This window comes from Nocardioides xinjiangensis, assembly GCF_017916455.1.
GTDB lineage: Bacteria > Actinomycetota > Actinomycetes > Propionibacteriales > Nocardioidaceae > Nocardioides > Nocardioides xinjiangensis.
Window position 1 is genome coordinate 35,384 of record NZ_JAFMSY010000002.1, and the last position, 22,813, is coordinate 58,196.

Here is a 22,813-nt window from a genome sequence, read left to right on the forward strand (position 1 = left end):
GGAGGCCCGGGACGCGGGCCTAGGGCGTGGTGTACACCTTCACGTCGTCGACGTAGGCGGTGGTGTCCCAGGCCCGCACTCCGATTCGACCGTGGGTGTACGTCGAGTCGTGGACGCTGCCGAGCGTCGTGTAGGTCGCGCCGCCGTCGGTGGAGATGGCTGCTGTGAGCAGGCTGCCCTGCATGTCGAGCCTCAGCCGATACTGCTGGTTCGCCACCCACGGGTACTGGCCGAACGCGAGGTCGACCCAACCGCCGCCGGCGCCATCCCTGCGGTGGATGAACCACCCGTGGGTCCTCCGGTACTGCTTGAGCTGGAGCATGTAGAAGTGGTTGTTGTCCACGGCACGGCCGATGATCGCGATGCCACCATCGATGCCCGTGACCTCGACGGTGGCCTCGACGCTGTAGTCAGCCCAGTTCCCGGCACCTGCGGGGTTCGCGAAGGTCTTCGGATACGCGGCGCTGTCGCTCACGCAGAAGGCGAGGTCCTGCCCGGGCGGCTGGCACACCTGCCAGGGGCCGGTCCGTGCGGTCCAGCCGTTCGCGTTGCCGTCCTGGAAGTCGTCGCTGAAGGCCAACGTGGCCGCCTGGGCCGCCGGCGCCGTTGCCAGCGCTCCCGCCAGGAACAGGCAGAGGCTGGCTGCCCCCACCACTCGCCGTCGATTACGCCGCCGCGTCCGGGCGGCCTGCCTGCTGAAGGTAGATGAGGTCCGCATACAGGGAGAGAGGCGCAGGACCGGCCCGGTGATACTGCGACGGGTTCACAGTCTCCCAGTATCAGCGTACGGCGCGCGGCGCTCTCTCGTTGCATGGACCGCGTCGCGCTCGGAGGGCAGATCATGCCCATGGCCAGGGGAGCGAGCCTGAACCTCGCCGGCGCCATCTGCACCAAGGTGGTGCTCGTCGCGATCATCGCGGTCCTGTCGTGGCAGCTGGGTGCTGCCTCGCTCGGCAGGTACGCCCAGGCGTACGCGCTCCTCACGGTGCTCGTCGCGGTGGCCGGGCTGCCCTTCAGCGCCGGAGCCAGCCGGTTCGTGGCCATGCACCTGACCAACAGCGACGACGGGGCGGTGCGCGGCACGGCGCGGTTGGCGGTGGGTGGGACCCTGGTGTGCTCCGTGCTGCTCGCCGCACCGCTGTTCGCCTTCGCCGACGTCGTGGCCCACCATGTCTTCCACGACGCCGGTCTCGTCACGCCGCTGCGCCTCGTGGCGGTGGCACTGCCCGCGGCTGCGCTGACCGAGGCTGCGCTCGTGATCACCGTCGGGTTCCGCCGGATGCGCGCGCGGGCGGCGATCAAGCTGGTGCTCGAGCCGGTCCTGCGGCTGGGCCTGACGACGGGCCTGGTACTGGTCGGCGTCGGGTTGAACGGCGCGATGGTGGCGCTCGTCGCGAGCAGCACCGTGGCGGCACTCCTCGCGCTCCGGGCGCTACGCCGTCACCTGCGACCCCTGACCGGGGTGCCACGTTACGAGCCGCGTGCCCTCATCGCCTTCTCGGCCGTGAGCGGCACCGCCTGGCTCGCCACCACCGGCCTGGTGTGGGCGGACACGCTCATCCTCGGTGCGCTGAGCAGCAGCGCCGACGTGGGGGTCTACACCGTCGCCACCAAGATCGTCGTGCTCGCGACCTTCGCGATGCCGGCCGTCACGCAGGCGTTCAGCCCTCGCATCACCGACCTGTACGAGCGCGGCCTCGACGCGGAGCTCCGGCACGCCTACTACGTGGTGACGGGCTGGAACCTGGTGCTCTCGCTGCCGGCGTTCGCCTTGCTGCTCGCGTTCCCCGCCGAGCTGCTGTCGTTGTTCGGTCCGGGGTTCTCCTCCACCACGGCGGTCACCGTGACGATGGTCCTCGTCGTCGGACAGATCGTCCACGTGGCCACCGGCCCGGGCGGGATGATGCTCACGATGTCGGGCCGACCGGCGTGGAACCTCGTCGACAACAGCGTGACCCTCGCGCTCAACGTCGCGCTCAACCTCGTCCTCATCCCGCTCTACGGGATCCTCGGCGCGGCAGTCGCGTGGGCGGTCTCCTTGACGGTGGGCAACGCCGCGCGACTCGTGCAGGTGTGGCTGCTCATGCGGATGGGCCCGTTCGCGCCGGCGCAGCTGCGGACCGTGCTGGCCACTGCTGTCGCCGGCAGTACCGCGTTGGTCGCGACACATCCGTTCTCCGGTGCCGCCCGACTCGTGATCGGTGCCGCGACGCTCGGTGCGACGTACGCGCTCGCCATTGCCGTCCTGCACCGCCGCACCGAGGACCGGCTGGTCGTCCGGATGCTGACGAACAGGACGCTGGCCGTGCTGAGGCCCAGGGGACAGGCATGAGCAGCCGCCTGCTCGTCCTGACCTGGCACAACGTGCACCCGACGTGGTGCTTCCCCGCGTCACCCGGTGCAGGGGCGCAGGGGCTCGCCCGCCAGCTGGCCTTCTGTCGTCGGGCGGCCAACGTCGTGCCGCTGGAGCGAGCTGCGCACGCTCTCGCTGCCGGTAGACCGCTGCCTCGGCGCGCTGTCGCGCTCACCTTCGACGACGGGTACCGGGACAGCTTGGACGTCGCAGTCCCGATGCTGCGGCAGCTCGGGCTGCCTGCGACCTTCTTCCTCGTACCGGGCCTGCTGGACGGCACCACGTCGTCCTGGTGGGAGGTCGTCGCGTGGGTGTGCCGCTGCGCTCGTGCGACCTCGTTCGAGTTCGAGGGCGCAGTGCTGCCCCTGAGGACGGAGGCGGAGCGCAGGCGCGCGTCCGGCACTGTCGCGGAGCTGCTCAAGAAGCGCAGCTCTGCAGCGCGCAGTGCGGCGATCGAGGAGCTCCGGGAGAGGTGCCGTCCCGCGGGCTCACCTCCTGGACACGACATGTTCCTCGACTGGACCGGCGCAGCAGAGCTCGCGCGGATGGGCTTCGAGATCGGCTCGCACAGCTCGGCGCACGACATCCTGTCCAGGGAGGACGGGGCAGCCCAGCGCGCCGACCTCGTCCGGTCCCGTCGCGACCTCGAGGACAACCTGCAGGTGCCGGTACGCCATCTCGCCTACCCCAACGGCAAGGGCGCCGACTACGACGACGACACGATCGCCGCCGCGCGCGACGCGGGCTTCGAGGGCGCGTGGACGACGCACGGAGGGCGGAACGCACCGGAGACGCCGACGTTCGAGCTGCGGAGGTACGTCGTGGAGCCGCAGCGGGGGCCAGCGGCGTTCGGGCTGCTCGGCAAGCAGTGGTGGGAGTCGAGATGCGCATCCTCCACGTGAACAAGTTCCTGTACCGCCGGGGCGGCGCCGAGGCCTACCTGTTCGACCTGGCCGAGATGCAAGAACGCGCCGGACACGAAGTGACGTTCTTCGGCATGGCGCATCCGCAGAACCCGTCGTTGCCGTACGCGGCTCACTTCCCGTCCCAGATCGACCTCGAACCGCCGCCACGAGGCATCGCGGCACGCACGAGGGTCGCGGGGCGGATGCTGTACTCGTCGGCGAGCCGGAGCGGCATGCGTCGCGTGATCCGTGAGTTCTCCCCGGACATCGTGCACCTCCACAACATCTACCACCAGCTCTCGCCGTCGGTTCTCGGCCCGATCGCCGAGGCCGGTGTTCCGGCCGTGATGACGCTGCACGACTACAAGCTCGCCTGCCCGTCGTACCTGCTGCTCGACCACGGGCACGTCTGCGACGCCTGCGTCGGTGGATCGTTGCTCAGCCCGGTGAGGCGCCGGTGCAAGGACGGATCCCTCGCGGCAAGCACGCTGCTGGCGGTCGAGTCGGTCACGCACCGGGCGACCGGCGCCTACGCGTCGATACCGGCCTTCATCTGCCCGAGCCGGTTCTGCGCGGATGTGATGACCCGCGCCGGCGTCTTCCCCGATCGGTTGTCCGTCGTCGGCAACTTCATCGACTCAGCCAGCGTGAAACCAGCGGACCAGCCGGGACGCGACCTCATCTACGTCGGCCGGCTGAGCCACGAGAAGGGGGTCGACACGCTCCTCGACGCGGTCGGTCGACTGCCCGGGACCGTCCTGCACGTGTTGGGCACGGGGCCCACGCTGGCGGCGTTGCAGCGACAAGCCGACGCGGTTGCGCCGGGCCGGGTGCGGTTCCACGGCCATCTGCCGAAGCCGGCCGTGCTCGACCTCCTGATCCGGAGCGCAGTCGCGGTACTGCCTTCGCGTTGCCACGAGAACCAGCCCATCGCGGTGCTCGAAGCATTCGCGTGCGGCGTACCGGTGGTCGCGACCGCTCTCGGCGGCCTGCCGGAGCTCGTCGGGGACGGCGAGCGCGGCACAGTCGTCCCCAACCGACCGGACGCGTTCGCCGACGCCCTGGAGGCGCTGCTCAGCGATCCAGACATGGCCTTCGCGATGGGACGGCGGGCGCGCGCGTACGTCGAGAGCGAGCACGCACCGGATGAGCATCTGCGCCGTCTGGAGGACATCTACTCCGCGGTCAGCTGATGCGGGGCGAACGGCTGACGCGCGCGGCCGTACCTGGCAAGCATCCGCCGCCCGGCACGGCCGCCGACGCGCCGGCACATCAGCCCGAACGGACGTAGGTCGTCCCAGGCGAACCAGGCCAGCTCGTCGACGTCTCGCACGGAGCTCAGCCACCGACGGGGATCCAGCTCGCCGCGGCGCCAGTAGTCGAACGAGGCGGGCACGTCGTAGTTCTCCACGAGGAACACCCGGCCGTCGATCTGATCAACGGGGGGCACCGGCCGACCGGTCAGGTCCAGGTGCGCAGCGACCGCGACGTCCACGCCCGCGGAGTCACGGAACACTCGGGACTGCGCTCCCAGACGCGGGTTGAAGTCCAACAGCTTGTAGCGGTTGTCACGAGGGTCCAGGCGGATGTCGATGTCGAGGATTCCGCGGTAGGACAGGCGCGCCAGCAGGTCCCGGACCTCGGCCACGAGCTCGGGGTTCGTCGCGGCACGGCCCAAGGCCGTGGGGCCGGCATGGGCAGGGTAGGACCGTTCCTTGACGCCGGTGAAGGCAGGCCGACACCGCGAGGCGCCGTCGCAGTAGCCGTGGAAGAACCAGTCGTGACCAGCGCCGCCCGGGATGTGCTCCTGCACCAGCATGCCGTCCTCGGCGCTCACGTGGGTGAAGACCGCGGCGAGCTCGGGTCCCGAGCAGACGATCGTCGTCCGCCGGACCGGTCCGCGGTCCGGGCTATGCCAGGGCACACGCACCTTGACGAGGAGTGGGAACCCCACCCGAGCGGCGAACTCCTCAGCCTCCTCGACCGACCGGACCAGCTCCGTCGCGACACAGGGCACGTCCAGGTCCCGGCAGAGCGAGAAGAGCGTGTACTTGTCGATGACTCGCCGCGGCAGATCCGGCGGCTGGTCAGGGAAGAGGAAGTAGGGGCGCAGTCCTGCACCCTCCTCCGCGAGGAAGACCGCGCTCAGGTCGTCAGTGGGGACGAGTACGGAAGGCCGCCCGATCCGCTCCGCCAGCCGCATCAGTCCCTCGCGCACCTGGTCCGTGTCGTCCACGTTGGGCTGCCACACCCAGCGGCCACGTACGTACCGGGACGCGAGGGGCGGTGTGCCGGCGCTCCGGTCCACCGCGTACACCGGCACGCCGAGCCGGCCGAGGCTTCGTGCGGCGCCGAGGCCCCCATGGTCGAACGGGTTGTCGCCGAGCTTGAGCACGACCGCCGGCGTCGCGGTGTCGACGTCCGGCACCGGGCCGCGGGCTGCCCTCCCCGACCGAGCCGGCACCAGGAAGGCGGACACTAGCGGTATCCCCAGTAGTCCAGCTCCCGCGACAAGCACGACTCCATGGCCGCCACCGAGGCCGGGTCGAGATCCCGCCTGAACGCCTCCACCCGACCGGGTTCGAACGTCGTGGCAGCGAGGGCCGCGCGGAACCGGGGGTGCTCGGGGAGTCCGGCGAACTCCGTCATCTTCTTGAACTGTGTCCCGGGATCGGCGAGCAGGTCCTCGAACCGCACGTCCAGCCATCGGTCGGCGGGAACGAGGCCACGCGCCGCCTCGAAAGCGTCCATGACCGTCTTCCAGCTCAGCGCCGCCAGCACGGGGAAGGACCGGCCCGACTCTTCCCACACGGCGGTGTACGACGGAGCGAGGGCACCGAAGTTGAGCCCCGCCGGCCCCTGCCAACCACTCCACCACGAGGTCTTGAGGCCCGATGCGGCGACGGCGCGAGGATCGCGGACGATGTGGATGAAGCGCGCGCCCGGAAGGGCTGCGCTGATGAACCCGCTGCGGGGCCATCCGGTGAACTTGTGGATGAACAAGGGCTTGCGCTGTGCCTCCCGCCGAGCGGTGAACAGGTCGCGGAAGCGCCCGGCGAGCCAGGGCTCGGCATCGCCGGCTAGGAGGTCGCGACACGAGCTCACCAGCGCGGGTGAGACCCGCCGCTGCAGGAGCCGGTAACCTTCCGACGGCGCATAGCGGATCCGGCCCTTCTGGGTGAGTGCTTGTGGGACGCGCCGGTAGAGCTCGTTGTTGTGGCGACCGACACGCGCCGGCAGCTGTGGGAAGCGATCCTCGATGTTGGAGATGAATCCGACGTCCGGGTGGCGCGCCAGCAGCTCCTGCACCAGGCTGGACCCCGATCGGCCGTTGCTCAGCAGGAACACATAGCTCGGTGTCGTCGTCACAGGTCCGCCTCCTCGGGATCTCGCCACGCCGGCGCCAGAGCCGCTTGGTCGAGCCGGGCTCGCATGGCGACGCACATTGCCCTGGCCGCCGGGTCGATGTGCGCGGGCCGGTGCACCGGGTGGCGACGCTCGACGTGGGAGAACAGCTCGTCCCGCCAGGGCAGGCCGAGAAACGCACAGAGCTCCCGGCCCACGCGATCCGGCTCATCCACGAGGTGGTCGTAGCCGAGCAGGAAGACATCGCGGCGCCGGTCCAGACCGAGGTCGAAGTAGAGCGAGTTGCGCGCGTACCAGAGGAGCGCTGCCGCGGTCTCGCGTGTCAACGTCTCGGCTCGGAACTCGCGCAAGCGGGTCAGCGTCTCGGGTCCGAGCCGTCGACCCTGCCAGATCTCCTCGCCGTCGCCGGCGATGATCTGTCGGACCGCTTCCAGACCAGAGTCGCCGAACTTGGCGATGCTCGAACGCGTTCGGTCGTCGACGTCGCGGAATATCCAGATCGCCTTGCCGGCGCGGACCCCGGAAAGCCCCAACAGTTCCGCGGTGCGGTGCGAGTCACACAGCGGCTTGAAGAGCACGTAGGGGTGACGGCTGCGTCGGATCGTCTCGATCACCGCCTGGTCGGACCGCAGCTGGTAGCGGCGGAACACCCGCCGGTCGCTCTCGTTGTGCACCTCGATCTCAGGTGCGCGGTCGAGACCCCGAAGCACCATGTTGGTGCCGGATCGCTGCAGACCGACCACGTAGACGGGGGTGGCGGAACCCGGCGCAACGCCGTGCCGGCGACGCCACCGGTGCTTGGCGTGGGCGACGCGTGCACGGTCGACGGGGTGCAATCGCTCTTCCTCGACCAGCGCGCCCACTCCCTGGGTCCGTGCCCAGGACAGTCGCCTCCGTAGCCGCAGCGCGAGGTACGCCACAGCCGACGGCTCGCCAACCGAACTCGGCATCGTTCCTCCTCCGCGTCGCGCCGTCACCCAACAGACCGAGCACACCCTGGTTCTGATACCGGTATCTCCGAGCCTCGACCGTGCTCGTATCGGGCATGGGCGACATGAGCAGCGCACCAATCTTCATCGTCGGTTGTCACCGGTCGGGCACGACTCTGCTCCGACTCATCCTCGACTCACACCCTCACATCAGCTGCGGACCCGAGACCCGGTTCCTGACCGAGTTCGCCGACCGCATCACCGGGGAGCGGCACTGGCAGCACTTCGAGCACTACGGGTTCTCCCGGGAGTACTGGCTGCAGCTGGTCGCCGCGATGTTCGACCGCTTCCAGTCCGACTACGCGGCACGCCGCGGCAAGACCCGGTGGGCTGACAAGACCCCGCGGTACGCGCTGTCCGTTCCGCTGATCGCAGAGATGTACCCGGACTGCCAGATCGTCCACCTCATCAGGGACGGCCGCGACGTGGTGGCCTCGCACCGGACCAGCTGGGGCTACCTCTCCGGGATCAAGGCGACCGCGAAGTGGCCGTACTACATCCGGATGGCACGCGAAGCCGGACGCCAGCTGTCACCGGACAGGTACCACGAGCTGCGCTACGAGGACTTGGTACTCGACACGAGGGCCACCGTCGGCCGGCTCCTGGAGTTCCTCGGAGAGCCGTGGGACGACGCTGTCCTACGCCACGACGAGCAGGAGCACGACGTACAGGCGTGCTACTACGAGCGGTCCGCCAGCCGGCGAGCCGCGTCCTCGAACGGCGGCGCGGTCTATCGCGCGAGGGTCGCAGCTGCGGGCCGCGACCTCGACCCGGTGCTACGAGCGATCACGACGCTGACCGCCCGCCGGACGTTGCGGGAGCTGGGATACCGGTGATGGTTCGAATCTGCGGCTCGCCCGGCGGCTCGCTACAAACGTCGAGCGCCGGCTCGTGGGAATGAGTGTCGACCCGGCATGTGCCCCATGCCGGCCGAGGAGGTCACGATGAACGACGACGTGCGGGTGCTCTACCTCGCCGGCTCCGGTCGCACCGGCAGCACCATCGTCGCCAACATCCTGGGTCAGGTCGACGGCTACTTCGCTGTCGGTGAGCTCTGGAACATCTGGCGTCGCGGCATCATGGAGGCGCGGCGGTGCGGCTGCGGCGAGCCGGTCGTCTCCTGCCCGGTGTGGAGCAGCATCCTCGAGAGCGCCTTCGGACGGCGTCTCGAGCGTCACGAAGCGGAGCAGCTCGACGCGCTCACGCACCTGTACCTGCGGACCAGGTGGGTACGGGCGCTGCGGGACGCGCGCAGGAACCCGTCGCCCGAGGGCGACGCGTACCGTGGCGCGCTCGCCGCGTTGTACGGCGCGATCCGCGACGTCACCGGTTGCCGCGTGATCGTGGACTCGTCCAAGTCTCCCGTCTACGGGGCGCTCCTAGCGACGCTGCCGGGCGTCGAGCTGCACGCGGTGCACCTGCTCCGCGATCCACGGGCGACCGCCTTCTCGAGCACCCGCGTTCGTACGCTTCCCGACTTCGGTGACGCCAGACTGATGCGCCGCGAGCGTCCGTACGTGGCGGCCCGCCGGTGGACGAAGAACCACACGCTCTGCGGCCTGTTGCTGCCAGCCCACGCAGCCTCGTTCACGCGGGTGCGCTACGAGGACTTCATGGCTCGTCCCGGTGACGAGATCGCCCGCCTGGTCGCAACGACGGGCGTGCACGCGGCCCTGCCGTTCACCGACGAGCGTACGGTTCGCCTGGCCGCCACCCACTCGGTGTCCGGCAACCCCGGACGGTTCACGGTCGGCGACGTGTCGCTACGTCCGGACGACGAGTGGCGCACCGCGATGCGGCTGTCGGACCGTGCCACGGTCACGGCGTTGACCTGGCCGCTGTTGTTGCGGCACCGCTACCCGCTCCCGGGGGGACGCCCGCACACGGTGTGATCGCTCCCGAGCCGCGTCAGGCGTCGAGCAGCACTCGCAGCCGATCGAGGCAGCGACCACGTGTCGGTCCTATGCTGCCGATGGGCAGGCACAGCCTCTCGGCGATCTCCGAGTACGGCAGGGGCGGGTCTGCCATCAACAGGTACATCAGGTCCTGCCAGTGCGCGGGCAGCTGTCCGATGGCCGCTCGGACGTCGCGGACGCGCTCGCCCGCGAGGAGCTGCTCGTCCACCGCCGGCTGAGGAGCCTCCTTCGCCTCGAAGACGTCCCCGCCATGGGTCAGGACGACCTTCTTGCGGAAGGCGACCTGGCGGAGGCACTCCCTCCGCGCAGTGGTAGTCAGCCAGGCGCCCACGCGGCTTGGATCGTCGAGGCGGTCGATGTGCTCGTAGAGTCGCAACCAGGTGGTCTGGGTGACGTCCGCACGGTCGCTCTCGGCGAGGTTGAAGCCACGAGTCACTCGCCACACCAAACCGACGTAGCGTTCGACGAGCTGCTCCCACGCGGCTCGGTCACCCTCCGATGCCCGGACCACCAGGTCCGCCACCTCGGAGTGCTCGGGGTGGTGCGCGAGCCTCCGCGAAGTTGTCATGGTTCCTCCTAGCTGGTGCGCAAAGAGTCACTGCGGGTCGTCGGCGGGCGTGCGGCCGGTGTCGCGTGTGTGCGCCGGGAGCGCGCCGCGAGCTGTCGCGTCACGGTGCGAGCCGTGAACCGCGCACCGAGCACGAACCGCGCCACTGGCCCGAAGCTGGCAGCCGCCGCGGCGCCGACGAAGTAGAGGTTCGGCACCGAGGCCTCGAAGTGGCGAGTGAGCGCAGGGAATGCCCCCTCGCTCCGGAGCGACGCGCGGAGATCCGCGTCGAGGAACGGGATCCGATCGAGGTCGACGCGGTAGCCGGTCGCCGAGATCACCTGGTCGGCCCGGATCTCCCGACGCTCGCCGTCGACAGCGAGCTCCAGCGAGACCTGTGAGCCCTCGACGCGGGCCGATCGCGTCTCGTGCCCGTAGAGGATCTGCACCTTTCCTTCTATTCGGTCACGCAGCCACCACGCGCCCGAAGGGCCGAAGGACGACGTGGCGAGGTGCAGGCGCGTGCGGTTGGGGAGCGCGTGGAACGCGAGCGGACCGTGCTCGGCCATCCAGCAACGCATCCCGGTACACAGTCCGCCCACGGGCCGGCGTAGCTGCTGCCAGGTCGGCCGGTCGAGTGGATGAGGCAGGGGATTCCACGTCACCGAGCCGCCTCGCGCCACAATGCGCACGTGGGCGCCGTGCTCGTGCATCAGCGCCGCGTTCTCGAGCGCGGACTGGCCGGCGCCGATCACGACGACCTCGCGTCCGGCGAACGTCGAAGGTTGAAGCTGCTCACCGGCGACGCCGGACGTCCCGATCCCGCCCCGCACCGAGGACGAGTGCGCACAGAGCTCGGACGGCAGCCCGGTGAGCGCCGCGGGCACGTGCCGGAAGTGTGTCAGCCCGACTGCGACCACCACCTGACGGGCAGCCACGCTGTCGCCGTCGGCAAGATCCAGCACGAAGCCACGTCCCGCGCGCGACAGCTGGAGGACATGCGTGTCCTCGACGCACACCTTCGTCTGCTCGACGAACCACTCGCCGTACTCGCAGTACACCTCCAGGGGGACCGGCACACCCCACCCGCCGACGTCGTACCCGTGGTCACCGCAGAAGCGAGCCAGCGAAAACGCGTCATGGGGGTCCGAGAGGTTGGACGCGAATCCCTCCGAGCGCAGCCACATCCCCTCGGGCATGTGGTGGCGCCACGTGTGCATGGGAGTACCGAAGAGCCGGTAGCCGATGCCGCGGTCGGCGAGGTGGGAGGCGACGGACAGGCCGTACGGCCCTGCGCCGATGATGACGACGTCGGCCGAGTCAGAGGTCATGGGAGCGAGCTCCTCGCGCCCGTCGTCGTCCGCGCCTCGCTTGAGCGGGTTGGATCACGATGCATTCGTCGCCCCCCGGATGTGGACGAAGTGGGTGTCCGTGAGGAGGCTGCCCTCACGCACTCAGGCAACGTCTCAGACTCGCAACGGCCAGGACCGGGTCCGTCGGCGAGATCCCCAATACTCGGGAGTCGCGCTGGGGCGTCGGCCAGCTTCCACGGAGTGTCGAACGCGGACGGACCAGCGGGAAGGTCCGCGGGCGCCGCGGGCGGGCGCGGACGCCGCGGGACGCTGCCGAGCTCCTGCGGGAACTCTGGCTGCGCCCTGACGGCGCGCGTCCCTGTGGGAGTACCACCCATCCTCATGCACGCCACGTCGACGACCTGGACCGACAGGCGAGACGCCGCACCAACCTCCCGGTGGACGACATCCTCAGGGTGCGCGACGGCATCTCGCTGTCCTGGTCGGACGCCATCGCCGCCAGGCTCCGGGCGATGGACGCGAGCGCGAGTGCCTGCACCGAGTCCCAGCTGCCGGGCTCCAGCGTCGCGGCTACCTCGTTCGCGTGGTCAGCGCGGGGGTGGGCAGCTCGCACCGAGCAGCTCCCCGTGCCGCGGCGTACCCATCTCTGCATGCCGGGGGAACAAGCCGTGGTGGGGGCCGCGACGCGAACAGGTGCAAGGCTGGAGCCATGATCGATGTCACTTTCGACGAGCTCATGGAACTGGTGGTGCACGGCTTCGAGATCGGTGGCGTCACGGTCCTGGTGCTCGGCGCCCTCGGCGCCTTCGCGCACGCGGTGATGGTCGCGCGGCGGACCGGTCTTCGCGATGCCTATGAGACGGCACGACGGAGCGTGGGCCGCGCAATCCTGCTCGGGCTCGAGCTGCTCATCATCGCGGACATCGTCCTGACCATCACGGTCGATCCCACCTTGGAGAGCGCGTTGGCACTGGGACTCATCGTGCTGGTGAGGACGTTCCTCAGCTTCTCCCTCGAGGTCGAGCTCGAGGGCACGTTGCCGTGGCGTCGAGGTTCGGGCGGGACGGGCACCCCGGCGCACCAGCGCGACACCCCGGCTTGACCGGCCACCCGGTCGGACCGCCGCTCCTCCGAGACGGGATACCGTGGGCGCCGGAGGACCCGCCCGGAAGCGGTTGCCGGGGCCGCTCAGCCCCTAGAGGACCGCGCCGCGGGGCGCGACCTCCACGGTGGAGACACTCCGTGCGAACAGCACCACGAGCCGATCGCCGTGACGGCAGCGGAGCACGCCTGACTCGTTCGAGAGCGTGCTGACGACGTGGTCGATGAGCTCCTCCTCGCTCCCCGCACCAGGGTCGTCGTACGAGACATCCATGCTGTCACCGCTGACGAGCCGGACCCGAAGCACAAGCCCCTCCATACCTCGCACAGTAGACGCGCGCGACGGCCACCCGCCATCGATCTGCGCCACGAGAGGCACGGCGCACGTCGGTCAGCACCGCCATCTAGACCGGTACGACCCGGCTGAACTCGTTCGAGCCAGCACCCCTAGTCATCGGAGGACCGACATGACACGTTGGACGTCTGCGGGTGACAACCCGGGCGCCCGCGGACCCACGAACGAGCGACAAAGGAGTCCTCGATGGTCATGGTCAGCAAGCGTTCTGGACGATCTCTGGGCGTTGCGACAGCCGCCCTGATGATGGCATCTGCAGGTGCGGTGGTGCCGCTCACGGCCTCGTCCTCGGCCGCAGCACCCAACGACAAGGCGTGCGACAGCCGCAACAACAACACGTACTCGAAGCTTCTCGGATGCATCTCGGCCGAGGGGGTGACCAAGCACCTCGAGGCCTTCCAGGCCATCGCCGACGCCAACGGCGGTACCCGCGCCACCGACACGCCCGGCTACCAGGCCAGCGTCGACTACGTCGTCGGGGTGCTCGAGAAGTCGGGTTGGTCGGCCGAGGTCGTGCCGTTCACCTACAACGCCACCGACACGGTCCTCCAGCAGATCTCGCCGACCTCGGTGGCGCACCCCCACACCGGTGCCACCGGCACGGGCGAGGGCGACGTCACCGCTGCCGTGGTGCCGGTCGACGTCAAGCTGACCGGCGACCGGTTGAACACCAGCGGCTGCCAGGCGACGGACTTCGCCGGCTTCCCGGCCGGCTCCATCGCGCTCCTGCAGCGGGGCGGATGCAACTTCTCCGTCAAGGCGATCAACGCCGAAGCCGCGGGCGCGGCCGGGGCGATCATCTTCAACCAGGGCGACACCATCGGCGCCGGCGACCGGTTCGGCCTGTTCAACCCCACGTTGGGCGGCAGCGACGTCGTCGACATCCCAGTGGTCGGCACGACCTTCGCCGCCGGCCAGTCCCTCGCCCAGGCCGGTTCCACGGCACGGGTCGCGGTCGAGTTCCGCCCGGTGACCGACTACAACGTCATCGGCGAGCTGGAGGGCGAGGTCGACGACAACGTCGTCATGGCCGGAGCCCACCTCGACTCGGTGCCTGCGGGCCCCGGCATCAACGACAACGGCAGCGGCTCGTCCGGGCTGCTCGACCTGGTGGAGGCGATGGGCAACTCCAAGCCCCACAACACCGTGCGGTTCGCATGGTGGGGTGCCGAGGAGATCGGCCTGCTCGGGTCCACCGCCTGGGTCGCGCAGCGCACCCAGGCCGAGAAGGACGAGATCGCGCTCTACCTCAACTTCGACATGATCGGCTCGCCGAACTACTACTTCGGCATCTACGACGCCAACGAGTCGAGCTTCGTGGCGCCCGTGCCCGTGCCGGAAGGGTCGGAGCACATCGAGCGCACCTTCGAGTCCTTCTACACCCTGCGCAGCGAGCCGTACGACGACTCGGCGTTCAGCGGCCGGAGCGACTACCAGGCCTTCATCAACAACGGCATCCCGTCCGGTGGTCTCTTCACGGGAGCGGAGGTCGTCAAGACCCCGCAGCAGCAGGCGATCTGGGGCGGTGTCGCCGGCGAGTCCTTCGACCAGTGCTACCACCTGGCCTGCGACACCATCGACAACGTCAACCAGGAGGCGCTGGACGTCAACTCCGACGCCGTCGCGTTCGCCGTGCTCACCTACGCGTACTCGACCGAGGGCGTGAACGGCGTCGAGGGACGAAAGGTGCCGGGCACGTTCACCATCCCGGCCCCTGCCGGCCCGGAGCACACCTTCGCCGGGCCTCTCGGCGGCGACGACGAGCACGACCACGACCACGACCACGTGGCCAGCTGAGCGCAGCGAAGGTCCAGCACGCAGCAGCACCGTTCGGCCGGGGAGGGCGACCACGTCGCCCACCCCGGCCGATCCTCGCGTCACCGCCCTCGCAGCGGGCGGACCCGCGACCCCTCGCTCCGGCGTGCACCTGGCCCTAGGCTGCGTACGTCGCTCCCAGGGCGTCGTCCCGCACCACCGACCTCGAGTGGAGGCCACCTCGTGCCCGTCCGCAGTCTTCGGCAGGAGGAAGCCGTCGAGCGTGCGGCCCTGCTGTCGGTCACCTCCTACGACATCGACATCGACCTCACCGACCTGGTCGACGGTTCCGCGTTCCGGGCCGTCAGCAGGGTGCGCTTCACGGGCGCCGCCGGCGCGTCGACGTTCGTCGACTGCTGTGCGGAGGTGGAGTCGGCCACGCTCAACGGCGCGGCGCTGCCGGCGGCGCAGGAGGGGCGGATCGCCCTGTCCGGCCTCGCCGAGGACAACGAGCTGGTGGTGGCCACGGTGCAGCGCGACACCACGCACGGGCGGGGGGTCCACCGCGCCGTCGACCCCGGCGACGACAACGTCTACCTGTGGACCACCTTCGAGCCCGACGAGGCGCGCTTCGCGTGGGCCTGCTTCGACCAGCCCGACCTGAAGGCGCCCCACGCCTTCACGGTCACGGCCCCCGCGGCCTGGACCGTGGTGAGCAACTCGGGCGACCCGGTGGTCGAGGACCTCGAGGGGGCGCGCCGCTGGACGTTCGCGCCGACGCCGCCGCTGTCCACCTACAACCCGGTCGTCGTGGCCGGCCCGTTCGTCGAGGTGCGCCGAGAGGCCGGCGGCTACGACCTCGGCCTCCACGCCCGCCGGACCCTGGCGTCCGCGCTCGAGCGCGACGCCGAGCAGCTGTTCACGATCACCGCGCAGGGCCTCGCCTTCTTCGGCGAGCGCTTCGACATGCCGTTCCCCCAGCGCACGTACGACCAGGTGTTCCTCCCCGAGTTCGGCGGGGCGATGGAGAACTACGGCTGCGTCACCTGGTCCGACACCATCCTGCGACGACACGAGCCGACGACCGGCGAGTGGCAGATGTTCACCAACGTGCTGCTGCACGAGATGGCGCACATGTGGTTCGGCAACATCGTCACCATGCGCTGGTGGGACGACCTCTGGCTCAACGAGGCGTTCGCGGAGTTCGCCTGCATGTGGGCAGCCGAGCGGGCCACTGCCTACGGCGACACCGCCGCGAACAACCTCGTGGGCGACAAGCTGAACGCCTACCTCGCCGACCAGGGCCCCAGCTCGCACCCCATCCGCCAGCCGGTGCCGAGCGTGGCGCACGCCGAGTCGATCTTCGACTCCATCACCTACCCCAAGGGCGCGGCAGTGCTCAAGCAGCTCATGCACTTCGTCGGCGAGGACACCTTCTGCCGCGGCATGAGCGCCTACTTCGCCGAGCACGCGTGGGGCAACACGACCCTCGACGACCTCGTCGGCGCCCTCGAGCAGGCCAGCGGCCGCGACCTCCACCCGTGGCGCACCGCCTGGCTGGAGACCGCCGGGGTCGACCGGCTGGGCATCGAGCGCACCGAGGCCGGTCTCGTGCTCACCGCGGCTGGCGCTCACGGTGCCCCGCACCCGCAGGTGGTCGGGGTGGGCGCGTACCGCCGTGCCGGCGGCGCGCTCGAGGAGGTGGGCTCCACCCGGGTGGAGGTGGCGGGCGAGCGGACCGCCGTCGAGGGCCTCCCGGAGGCCGACCTCTACCTGGTGAACCACGACGACGCCACCTTCGCCACCACCCGCCCCGATGCCGCGGGGCGCGAGCTGCTGGTCGGTCGCCCCTCGGGGCTGCCCACCACGCTGGCCCGCGCCGTGGCGATGGCGACCGTGTGGGACATGCTGACCAACGCCGAGGCGACGGCCGCCGAGGCGGTGGGCGCGCTGACCGACGCGCTGTCGGTGGAGACGGTGGAGACGGTCGTCGAGCCGTTCCTCGAGCTGTCCGTCACCGCCGCGCAGCGGTGGGCTCCCGAGCCGGAGCGGTCGCGGTTGGAGGCGCAGGTGGGCGCCGCGGCACGACGGCTGGTGGCCACCGGGGTGGCACGGCACGCGGCGCTGCGCACGCTGGCCCGGACGGCGGCCGGCAAGGAGGACGTCGCCGCTGTCCGCGAGGAGTCCGGCGACGACGTCGACCTGCAGTGGTACGTCCTGCAGCGCCGGGCGGAGCTGGGGGAGGTGGACGCCGAGGCCGTGCGGGCCTTGCAGGAACGCGACCCCGACCCCGACGCCTGGGTGCGTGCGCTGTGCGTACGAGCGAGCTCATCCTCAGCCGAGGCGAAGCAGGAGGCGTGGACCGCGGTGGTCGAGCGCACCGTGCCCATCCAGAACGCGCGGACGGTGTCGGAGGCCTTCTGGCGACCCGGCCAGGACGAGGTGCTGGCTCCGTACGCCCAGCGCTACATCGACGCGCTGCCCTCCTTGCACGCGGGCGGGATGATCCCGGGCCTGGCGCTCTCGTACAGCCTCTTCCCGGTGTTCGCCGTCGACGAGGCGTGGGTGGCGCACGTCCGCGAGGTCGCGGCGGCCCACGCCGCCCCCGTGGTGGTCGGCGCACTGACCGAGCGCTCCGAAGAGGTGCTGCGGATGGTGCGCACCCGCTCGCTGAACCGGTAGGGCTCTGGTTCCCGGCCGAACCGGCTCCCGACGTGACCTGGAAACTTCCGCAGACCCCGTAACACGGGCGGCGCCACCGACGCTGAGGTAGTGAGCGGCCGCGTTCCGCTGGGCCACTCGTCGCGCACCCGTGCCCCGACCTCCCGCCGGAGCACGGATCCCCCCAGGTGCGACGGGACGGCTCGAACAACGCGCAGGACAGCGGCGCGGCCCTCCGGGGTCGCGCCGCTGCTGCGTGCGGCCCGTGCAAGGCGCCCTCCCGGGGCGGCCGGCGGGCCGTCGCCGAAGCGCTAGCCGAGCGTGGCCGGGTCGGTGTTGGCCCCGCAGACGACGACCGCCACCCGCTCCCCGTCCGCCGGCACGTACGCCCCGGACAGCAGCGCCGCGTACGCCGTCGCGGCGCCGTGCTCGGACGCGACCCGGTACTCGTCCCACAGCTCCTGCCGCGCCGCCACGATCGCGTCCTCGCCGACCAGCACGGACACCGGAGGCTCGGCGCGGGCGGCGGCGAGCGCGAGCTCGCCGACCCGACGGGCGCCCAGCGAGTCCGCCGCGACGCCCGACACCTCCACGTCGACCGGCCGGTCCACGGCCAGCGCGCTGTGGAGGGTCGGGCACAGCCGCGGCTCGACCGCCACGACCCGCGCCCGGCCGCGCACCGCGGCGGCGATGCCGGCGTACAGCCCGCCGCCGCCGACCGCCACGACGACCGTGTCGACCCCCGGCTCGTCCTCGAGGACCTCCTCGCCCACCGTGCCTGCGCCGGCCGCCACCTCGAGCTGGTCGTACGCGTGGGCGAACGCGGCTCCCTCCGCCGCTGCATGTGCCACGGCCGCCGCGTAGGCCTCGGCGTACTCGCGGCCGGCCCTGCGGACCTCCGCGCCGTAGCGCTCGATCCGCGCCACCTTGACCTGCGGCGCCGACTCCGGGACGAACACGGTGGCCCGCACCCCGAGCTCGCGGGCGGCGAACGCCTGCGCGAGGCCGGCGTTGCCGCCCGAGGCGACGACGATGCCGGCGTCGCCCAGCTCGCCGCGCTCGAGGGCTGCGAGCTGCCGGTTGAAGGCGCCGCGGGTCTTGAACACGCCGCAGTGCTGCAGGTGCTCGCACTTGAGCCAGACGCCGCCGCGGCCGCCGGGCGGGAGCAGGGGAGTGCGCCGTACCCGGCCGGCGATCCGGTCGCGGGCGGCCAGCACGTCGTCGCGGGTGATCGTCACCGCGCCAGTATCGGCGACCGTGGCGCTCCGACCGGCGGGTGGTCCGTCACCGGACCCGTGGAACCTCGCCCGCGCCGGCGCGCCGGACGCCGTCCGGATCGGCGGGTTCGGGGAGAGGGCCGAACTCCTGGTTGCAGGTCCAGCCGGCGCAGGTCACGAGCTCGCGCCGACGCAGCTCGAGCGCGGCGACGACCGCGGCGTAGGCGGGGTCGTCCACGCGGTTGACCATCTCGTCCGGGTCGAGCAGCCGGTCGTAGAGGAAGGCGTCGACGCCGTCCGTGCCGTAGAGGTAGCGCTCGGTGCGCACGCCGCGGTGCGACCAGCCGTCGCCGAGTGTCCGGCCCGTCTGGATGAGGGTGGTGTCGCGGAACGCCTGCTCCTCGCCGAGGAGGGTGGGCGCGAGGGAGCTCCCGTCCACCTGCCACTGGGGCGTGACGCCGGTGAGCCCGGCGAAGGTCGCCGGCAGGTCCACGAGGGTCACCGGGAGGTCCGAGGTCGTCCCGGCAGCGATCCCGGGCCCCCGCACCAGCAGCGGCACCTGGAGTGCCTCGTCGGTCAGCACGTCCTTGCCGACGAAGCGGTGCTCACCGAGCGAGTAGCCGTTGTCGGAGCTGAAGACGACGTAGGTCTCGTCGAGCACGCCCTCCTGCGACAGGGTCGCCACGAGGGAGCCGACCGCGCGGTCCACGGCCTGCAGCGACTGCAGCCGCGCGGTGTTCTCCGCGCGGACCGCGGCGCGCGAGACGGGGGAGAGGCGGCGGAGGTAGGCGGGCTGGTCGCTGACGTCGGCCTCGTCGAAGGCCGGGGCGTCGAAGGAGGACGGCCGCTGGTCGACGAAGAGGTCCTCGTCCTGCGGCATGGCCGGCGGCAGGCCGCGTCCGCCCTCGGGCGTGATGCGGTAGTGCGGGGCCAGGTGCCAGGCGTACACCACGAACGGGTCGTCGCTGCGGGCGAAGTCGCGGACGGCCTCGTTGGTGTGGTCCTCGATCACGCGGGTCACGTGGCTGCCGGTGTGGTGCTCGGGCCGGCCGTCGCCGGTCATGGAGAAGTTCACGTAGTCGTAGACGCCCTCGGTCAACGCGTCCCAGCGCGACCAGCCGGCGGGACGTACGTCGTTGGGCCCGTAGCCGTTGAGGAACTTGCCGACGAAGGCGGTGCGGTAGCCCTCGTCGCGCCACCAGGTGCTGGCCTCCTGCGCCGGGTCGAGCGCCTCGAAGCCGCCGTGCACGCCTCGGTTGTGCTGGACGCCGTTGTTCTGGGCGTACTGGCCCGTGGCGAGCTGCGCGCGAGCGGGGCAGCACAGCGGGTGCGGTGAGATCGCGTCGGTGAGCTCCATGCCCTGGTCGGCGAGCAGCCGGCGCGTGATCGGCATGTGGTCGAGGTCGTCGTCACGCATGTCGTCGGTCAGGACGAACACCAGGTTCGGGCGGTCGACGCCCGGGGCGGGTGACTGCGTGCCCTGCGCGAGGCTCACCGGCCCGACGCGGTCGGCGTCGGTCCCCCCGGTGGTGGTGACGGTCGCCAGGGTGGCGACGAGTACGACGAGGAGGGCAGCCGTGATCGACTGTGCCCACCCTCGCATCTACGTCATTCCTCGCCGGGACCCCCGAGGGTCCTTGTCGCCCGCCCGTGTGGGGGCAACAGTAGGACGGGCCGGCGTCGCTCCCCAAAGCGACACGACGACTGTGGCGGAACGCATCCGAGTCGTTACCCTGTGGTCTCCTGGCGCCCGCCGGCGTCGACCCACCGAGCAGAAGGAACCCCCAGCACCAGTCATGGACGACGGTCAAAGTCCCCGCACGGCCGCGCTCGACCCAGGGCGCGCGTCGTGACCCCGCTCCTGCTCCTCCTCGTCTCGCTGGCCCTGGTGGCCGCCTGCGGCCTCTTCGTCGCCGCTGAGTTCGCGTTCGTCACCGTCGACCGGCCGAGCGTCGAGCGCGCCGCCGCCGACGGCGACGAGGGCGCCCGTGGCGTCCAGCTGGCCCTCCGGTCGCTGTCGACCCAGCTCTCCGGTGCCCAGGTCGGCATCACCGTGACCAACCTGGCCATCGGCTTCCTGGCCGAGCCGGCCATCGCCCAGCTCATCGACGGTCCCCTGGCGGCCGCGGGCGTGCCCCACGGAGCCGTGACGCCCCTGTCGCTGGCGCTCGGGCTCGCCATCGGCACCGTCGTGACGATGATCTTCGGCGAGATGGTCCCGAAGAACATCGCCATCTCGCGCCCGCTCGAGACCGCACGCACGACGCAGGGCTTCATGCGCGCCTTCACCGCCCTCACCCGGGGGCCGATCCACGCGCTCAACGGCTCGGCCAACGCGATCGTGCGCCGTCTCGGCATCGAGCCGCAGGAGGAGCTGCGCTCGGCACGCAGCTCCCAGGAGCTGTCCTCGCTCGTGCAGCGCTCCGCCGACCAGGGCACGCTGGACGCCGACACCGCCGAGCTGGTCGAGCGCTCGGTGGAGTTCGGCAGCCGCACGGCCGGCGAGATCATGACGCCGCGGGTGCGCAGCACGACGGTGGAGGACGGCGACCGCGTCTCGTCCGTCATCGAGCTGGCCCGCCAGACCGGGCACTCGCGCTTCCCCGTGCTCGACGCCGAGGACGTGGTCGTCGGCACCGTGCACGTCAAGCACGCCGTCGCCGTACCGGTCCACGAGCGCGCGACGACCCGCATCCGGCACGTGATGGTCAAGCCGGTCGTGGTGCCCGACAGCCTGCGGCTCGACCCGCTCCTCGCCCTGCTGCGGCAGGACGGCTTCCAGATGGCGATCGTGCTCGACGAGTACGGCGGTCACGCGGGCATCGTGACGCTGGAGGACGTGGTCGAGGAGATCGTCGGCGACATCTCCGACGAGCACGATCGTCTGGGGTCCCGCATACGCCAGCGGCGCGACGGCAGCTGGACCCTGTCCGGCCTGCTCCGGCCCGACGAGGTGGAGGACGCGACCGGGATCGAGCTGCCCGACCACGAGGACTACGACACGGTCGCCGGCCTGGTGATGCGCGAGCTCGGCAAGATCCCGGAGCCCGGTGATCGCATCGAGGTGCCGGTGCCCGACCGCGCGGACCCGCACGAGCTGCGGGAGCGGCTCGTGACGCTGACGGTGGAGCGGATGGACGGACTGCGCATCGACCGTCTCGACCTGCGGCTCGTCGCCCCGACGGCGGGGGAGCGCCCAGGCGCGAGCGCGGAGGACACTGCGCCGAGCGGGACGTCCGCGACGAGGGGAGCCGCGCGATGAACGGCGACCTGTTCGGTGTCGGCCTGGCCGTCGTGCTGCTCGGCCTCAACGCCTTCTTCGTGGGAGCGGAGTTCGCGCTCCTCGCCGCCCGCCGCAGCCAGATCGAGCCGCGCGCGCAGGAGGGCTCCCGCGCCGCCCGGACGACCCTGCGGGCGATGGAGAACGTCTCCCTCGTCATGGCCGGCGCCCAGCTCGGCATCACGGTCTGCTCGCTGGGACTCGGCGCCATCGGCGAGCCGGCCGTGGCCCACCTGCTCGAGCCGCTCTTCCACGCCGCCCACCTGCCGGAGGACCTGCTGCACCCGGTGTCGTTCGTCGTGGCGATGTCGATCGTGGTGTACCTCCACGTCGTGCTGGGCGAGATGGTGCCGAAGAACATCGCGCTCGCGGGCGCCGACCGGGCAGCCCTGGTGCTGAGCCCCCCGATGATGGTCGTCGTCACGGTGCTCCGCCCCGTCATCGCCGGGCTCAACCTCGCCGCCAACGGCGTGCTCCGGCTGCTGCGGATCGAGCCCAAGGACGAGGTGCACTCGAGCTTCACCCGCGAGGAGGTCGCCGCCCTCGTCGAGGAGTCGCGGGGCGAGGGGCTGCTCGAGGCGGAGGAGTACGACCGGCTCGCCGGCGCCCTCGGGTTCACCGAGAAGTCCGTGTCCTCGATCCTGATGACCCCCGACACCCTCGCCACCGTCGCCCCCGGGTCGACCGTCGCCGACGTCGAGGCGCTGTGCGCGGCCACCGGCTTCAGCCGGTTCCCGGTCGCCGGTCCCGACGGCACGCTGCTCGGCTACCTCCACATCAAGGACGCGCTGGAGTCCGACGACGACAAGCGCTCGCGCGTCATCGAGGACAAGTGGATCCGGCCGTTCGCGTCGGTCAACCCCGACGACCTGCTCCACGACGCGCTCGAGAGCCTCCAGGCCAAGGGCGCCCACATGGCACGCGTGGTGCGGCGCGACGGCGAGGTCATCGGCCTGGTCACGCTGGAGGACGTGCTCGAGGAGCTGGTCGGCGAGATCCGCGACGCGGCACACCACGACGTGTCACCGGTGGACGCCTGAGCGCTGGATAGGGTT

At 71.1% G+C, this 22,813-nt stretch carries 19 protein-coding genes; 10 read left to right on the plus strand and 9 right to left on the minus strand.

The window, feature by feature from the left end:
- Positions 1-19 precede the first annotated feature (19 nt).
- Positions 20-652: a hypothetical protein gene (locus tag J3P38_RS11155; protein ID WP_210440872.1), complete on the minus strand. Its 633-nt coding sequence runs from the start codon at positions 650-652 to the stop codon at positions 20-22.
- 159 nt (positions 653-811) lie between these two features.
- Here J3P38_RS11155 and J3P38_RS11160 point away from each other — a divergent pair, with 159 nt between their 5' ends.
- Genes J3P38_RS11160 through J3P38_RS11170 form a run of 3 tightly spaced genes read left to right on the plus strand, consistent with a single transcriptional unit; the run spans position 812 to position 4,451 of the window.
- Positions 812-2,332 carry a flippase gene (locus tag J3P38_RS11160; protein WP_210440873.1) on the plus strand — a complete coding sequence of 507 codons (1,521 nt, stop codon included), beginning with the start codon at positions 812-814 and terminating at the stop codon, positions 2,330-2,332.
- Positions 2,329-3,255: a polysaccharide deacetylase family protein gene (locus J3P38_RS11165; protein WP_210503710.1), complete on the plus strand. Its 927-nt coding sequence runs from the start codon at positions 2,329-2,331 to the stop codon at positions 3,253-3,255. Before J3P38_RS11160 ends, J3P38_RS11165 begins: the two co-directional genes overlap by 4 nt.
- A complete protein-coding gene (locus J3P38_RS11170; protein WP_210503711.1) occupies positions 3,237-4,451 on the plus strand; it encodes a glycosyltransferase family 4 protein in 1,215 nt (404 codons plus the stop codon). Before J3P38_RS11165 ends, J3P38_RS11170 begins: the two co-directional genes overlap by 19 nt.
- On the opposite strand, the gene J3P38_RS11175 is transcribed toward J3P38_RS11170, so the two are convergent.
- Genes J3P38_RS11175 through J3P38_RS11185 form a run of 3 tightly spaced genes read right to left on the minus strand, consistent with a single transcriptional unit; the run spans position 4,433 to position 7,487 of the window.
- Positions 4,433-5,737 carry a carboxylate--amine ligase gene (locus J3P38_RS11175; RefSeq protein ID WP_210503712.1) on the minus strand — a complete coding sequence of 435 codons (1,305 nt, stop codon included), beginning with the start codon at positions 5,735-5,737 and terminating at the stop codon, positions 4,433-4,435. The genes J3P38_RS11170 and J3P38_RS11175 overlap by 19 nt on opposite strands.
- On the minus strand, positions 5,737-6,627 hold the full coding sequence (locus tag J3P38_RS11180; protein ID WP_210440877.1) for a sulfotransferase family protein: 891 nt from the start codon (positions 6,625-6,627) through the stop codon (positions 5,737-5,739). The genes J3P38_RS11175 and J3P38_RS11180 overlap by 1 nt, the downstream gene beginning before the upstream one ends.
- Positions 6,624-7,487: a sulfotransferase gene (locus tag J3P38_RS11185; protein ID WP_210440878.1), complete on the minus strand. Its 864-nt coding sequence runs from the start codon at positions 7,485-7,487 to the stop codon at positions 6,624-6,626. Before J3P38_RS11185 ends, J3P38_RS11180 begins: the two co-directional genes overlap by 4 nt.
- 191 nt (positions 7,488-7,678) lie before the next feature.
- On the opposite strand from J3P38_RS11185, the gene J3P38_RS11190 reads away from it, so the two are divergent.
- Positions 7,679-8,449, plus strand: coding sequence for a sulfotransferase family protein (locus J3P38_RS11190; protein ID WP_210503713.1), 771 nt, complete (start codon positions 7,679-7,681; stop codon positions 8,447-8,449).
- 108 nt (positions 8,450-8,557) lie between these two features.
- Positions 8,558-9,505: a sulfotransferase gene (locus tag J3P38_RS11195; protein WP_210503714.1), complete on the plus strand. Its 948-nt coding sequence runs from the start codon at positions 8,558-8,560 to the stop codon at positions 9,503-9,505.
- A 16-nt stretch (positions 9,506-9,521) separates the two neighbouring features.
- Here J3P38_RS11195 and J3P38_RS11200 read toward each other — a convergent pair whose 3' ends face one another.
- Positions 9,522-10,097, minus strand: coding sequence for an RNA polymerase sigma factor (locus tag J3P38_RS11200; RefSeq protein ID WP_210503715.1), 576 nt, complete (start codon positions 10,095-10,097; stop codon positions 9,522-9,524).
- Positions 10,098-10,105: 8 nt separating this feature from the next.
- Positions 10,106-11,407, minus strand: coding sequence for an FAD-dependent oxidoreductase (locus tag J3P38_RS11205; protein WP_210503716.1), 1,302 nt, complete (start codon positions 11,405-11,407; stop codon positions 10,106-10,108).
- A gap of 691 nt (positions 11,408-12,098) precedes the next feature.
- On the opposite strand from J3P38_RS11205, the gene J3P38_RS11210 reads away from it, so the two are divergent.
- Positions 12,099-12,491, plus strand: a complete 393-nt coding sequence (locus tag J3P38_RS11210; RefSeq protein ID WP_210440883.1) for a DUF1622 domain-containing protein — start codon at positions 12,099-12,101, stop codon at positions 12,489-12,491.
- Between the two features lie 93 nt (positions 12,492-12,584).
- On the opposite strand, the gene J3P38_RS11215 is transcribed toward J3P38_RS11210, so the two are convergent.
- Positions 12,585-12,809 (minus strand): hypothetical protein, encoded by a 225-nt coding sequence (locus J3P38_RS11215; RefSeq protein ID WP_210503717.1) that lies wholly within the window; start codon positions 12,807-12,809, stop codon positions 12,585-12,587.
- Positions 12,810-13,088: 279 nt separating this feature from the next.
- Between J3P38_RS11215 and J3P38_RS11220 the strand changes: the two genes are divergently transcribed.
- Both J3P38_RS11220 and pepN read left to right on the plus strand, forming a co-directional pair.
- The gene (locus J3P38_RS11220; protein WP_246856045.1) at positions 13,089-14,642 is read left to right on the plus strand and encodes a M20/M25/M40 family metallo-hydrolase; all 1,554 of its coding nucleotides are present in this window, start codon (positions 13,089-13,091) and stop codon (positions 14,640-14,642) included.
- A 201-nt stretch (positions 14,643-14,843) separates the two neighbouring features.
- Positions 14,844-17,282, plus strand: coding sequence for an aminopeptidase N (pepN, locus tag J3P38_RS11225; RefSeq protein WP_210503718.1), 2,439 nt, complete (start codon positions 14,844-14,846; stop codon positions 17,280-17,282).
- A 290-nt stretch (positions 17,283-17,572) separates the two neighbouring features.
- Here the strand turns inward: pepN and J3P38_RS11230 are convergent, their stop codons facing one another.
- Both J3P38_RS11230 and J3P38_RS11235 read right to left on the minus strand, forming a co-directional pair.
- Positions 17,573-18,499: a threonine/serine dehydratase gene (locus J3P38_RS11230; protein ID WP_210503719.1), complete on the minus strand. Its 927-nt coding sequence runs from the start codon at positions 18,497-18,499 to the stop codon at positions 17,573-17,575.
- A 46-nt stretch (positions 18,500-18,545) separates the two neighbouring features.
- Complete coding sequence (locus J3P38_RS11235) at positions 18,546-20,081, minus strand: sulfatase-like hydrolase/transferase (protein ID WP_210503720.1); 1,536 nt, start codon at positions 20,079-20,081, stop codon at positions 18,546-18,548.
- A 246-nt stretch (positions 20,082-20,327) separates the two neighbouring features.
- On the opposite strand from J3P38_RS11235, the gene J3P38_RS11240 reads away from it, so the two are divergent.
- Positions 20,328-21,740 carry a hemolysin family protein gene (locus tag J3P38_RS11240; protein WP_210503721.1) on the plus strand — a complete coding sequence of 471 codons (1,413 nt, stop codon included), beginning with the start codon at positions 20,328-20,330 and terminating at the stop codon, positions 21,738-21,740.
- Positions 21,737-22,798 (plus strand): hemolysin family protein, encoded by a 1,062-nt coding sequence (locus tag J3P38_RS11245; protein WP_210440893.1) that lies wholly within the window; start codon positions 21,737-21,739, stop codon positions 22,796-22,798. The genes J3P38_RS11240 and J3P38_RS11245 overlap by 4 nt, the downstream gene beginning before the upstream one ends.
- Positions 22,799-22,813 lie beyond the last annotated feature (15 nt).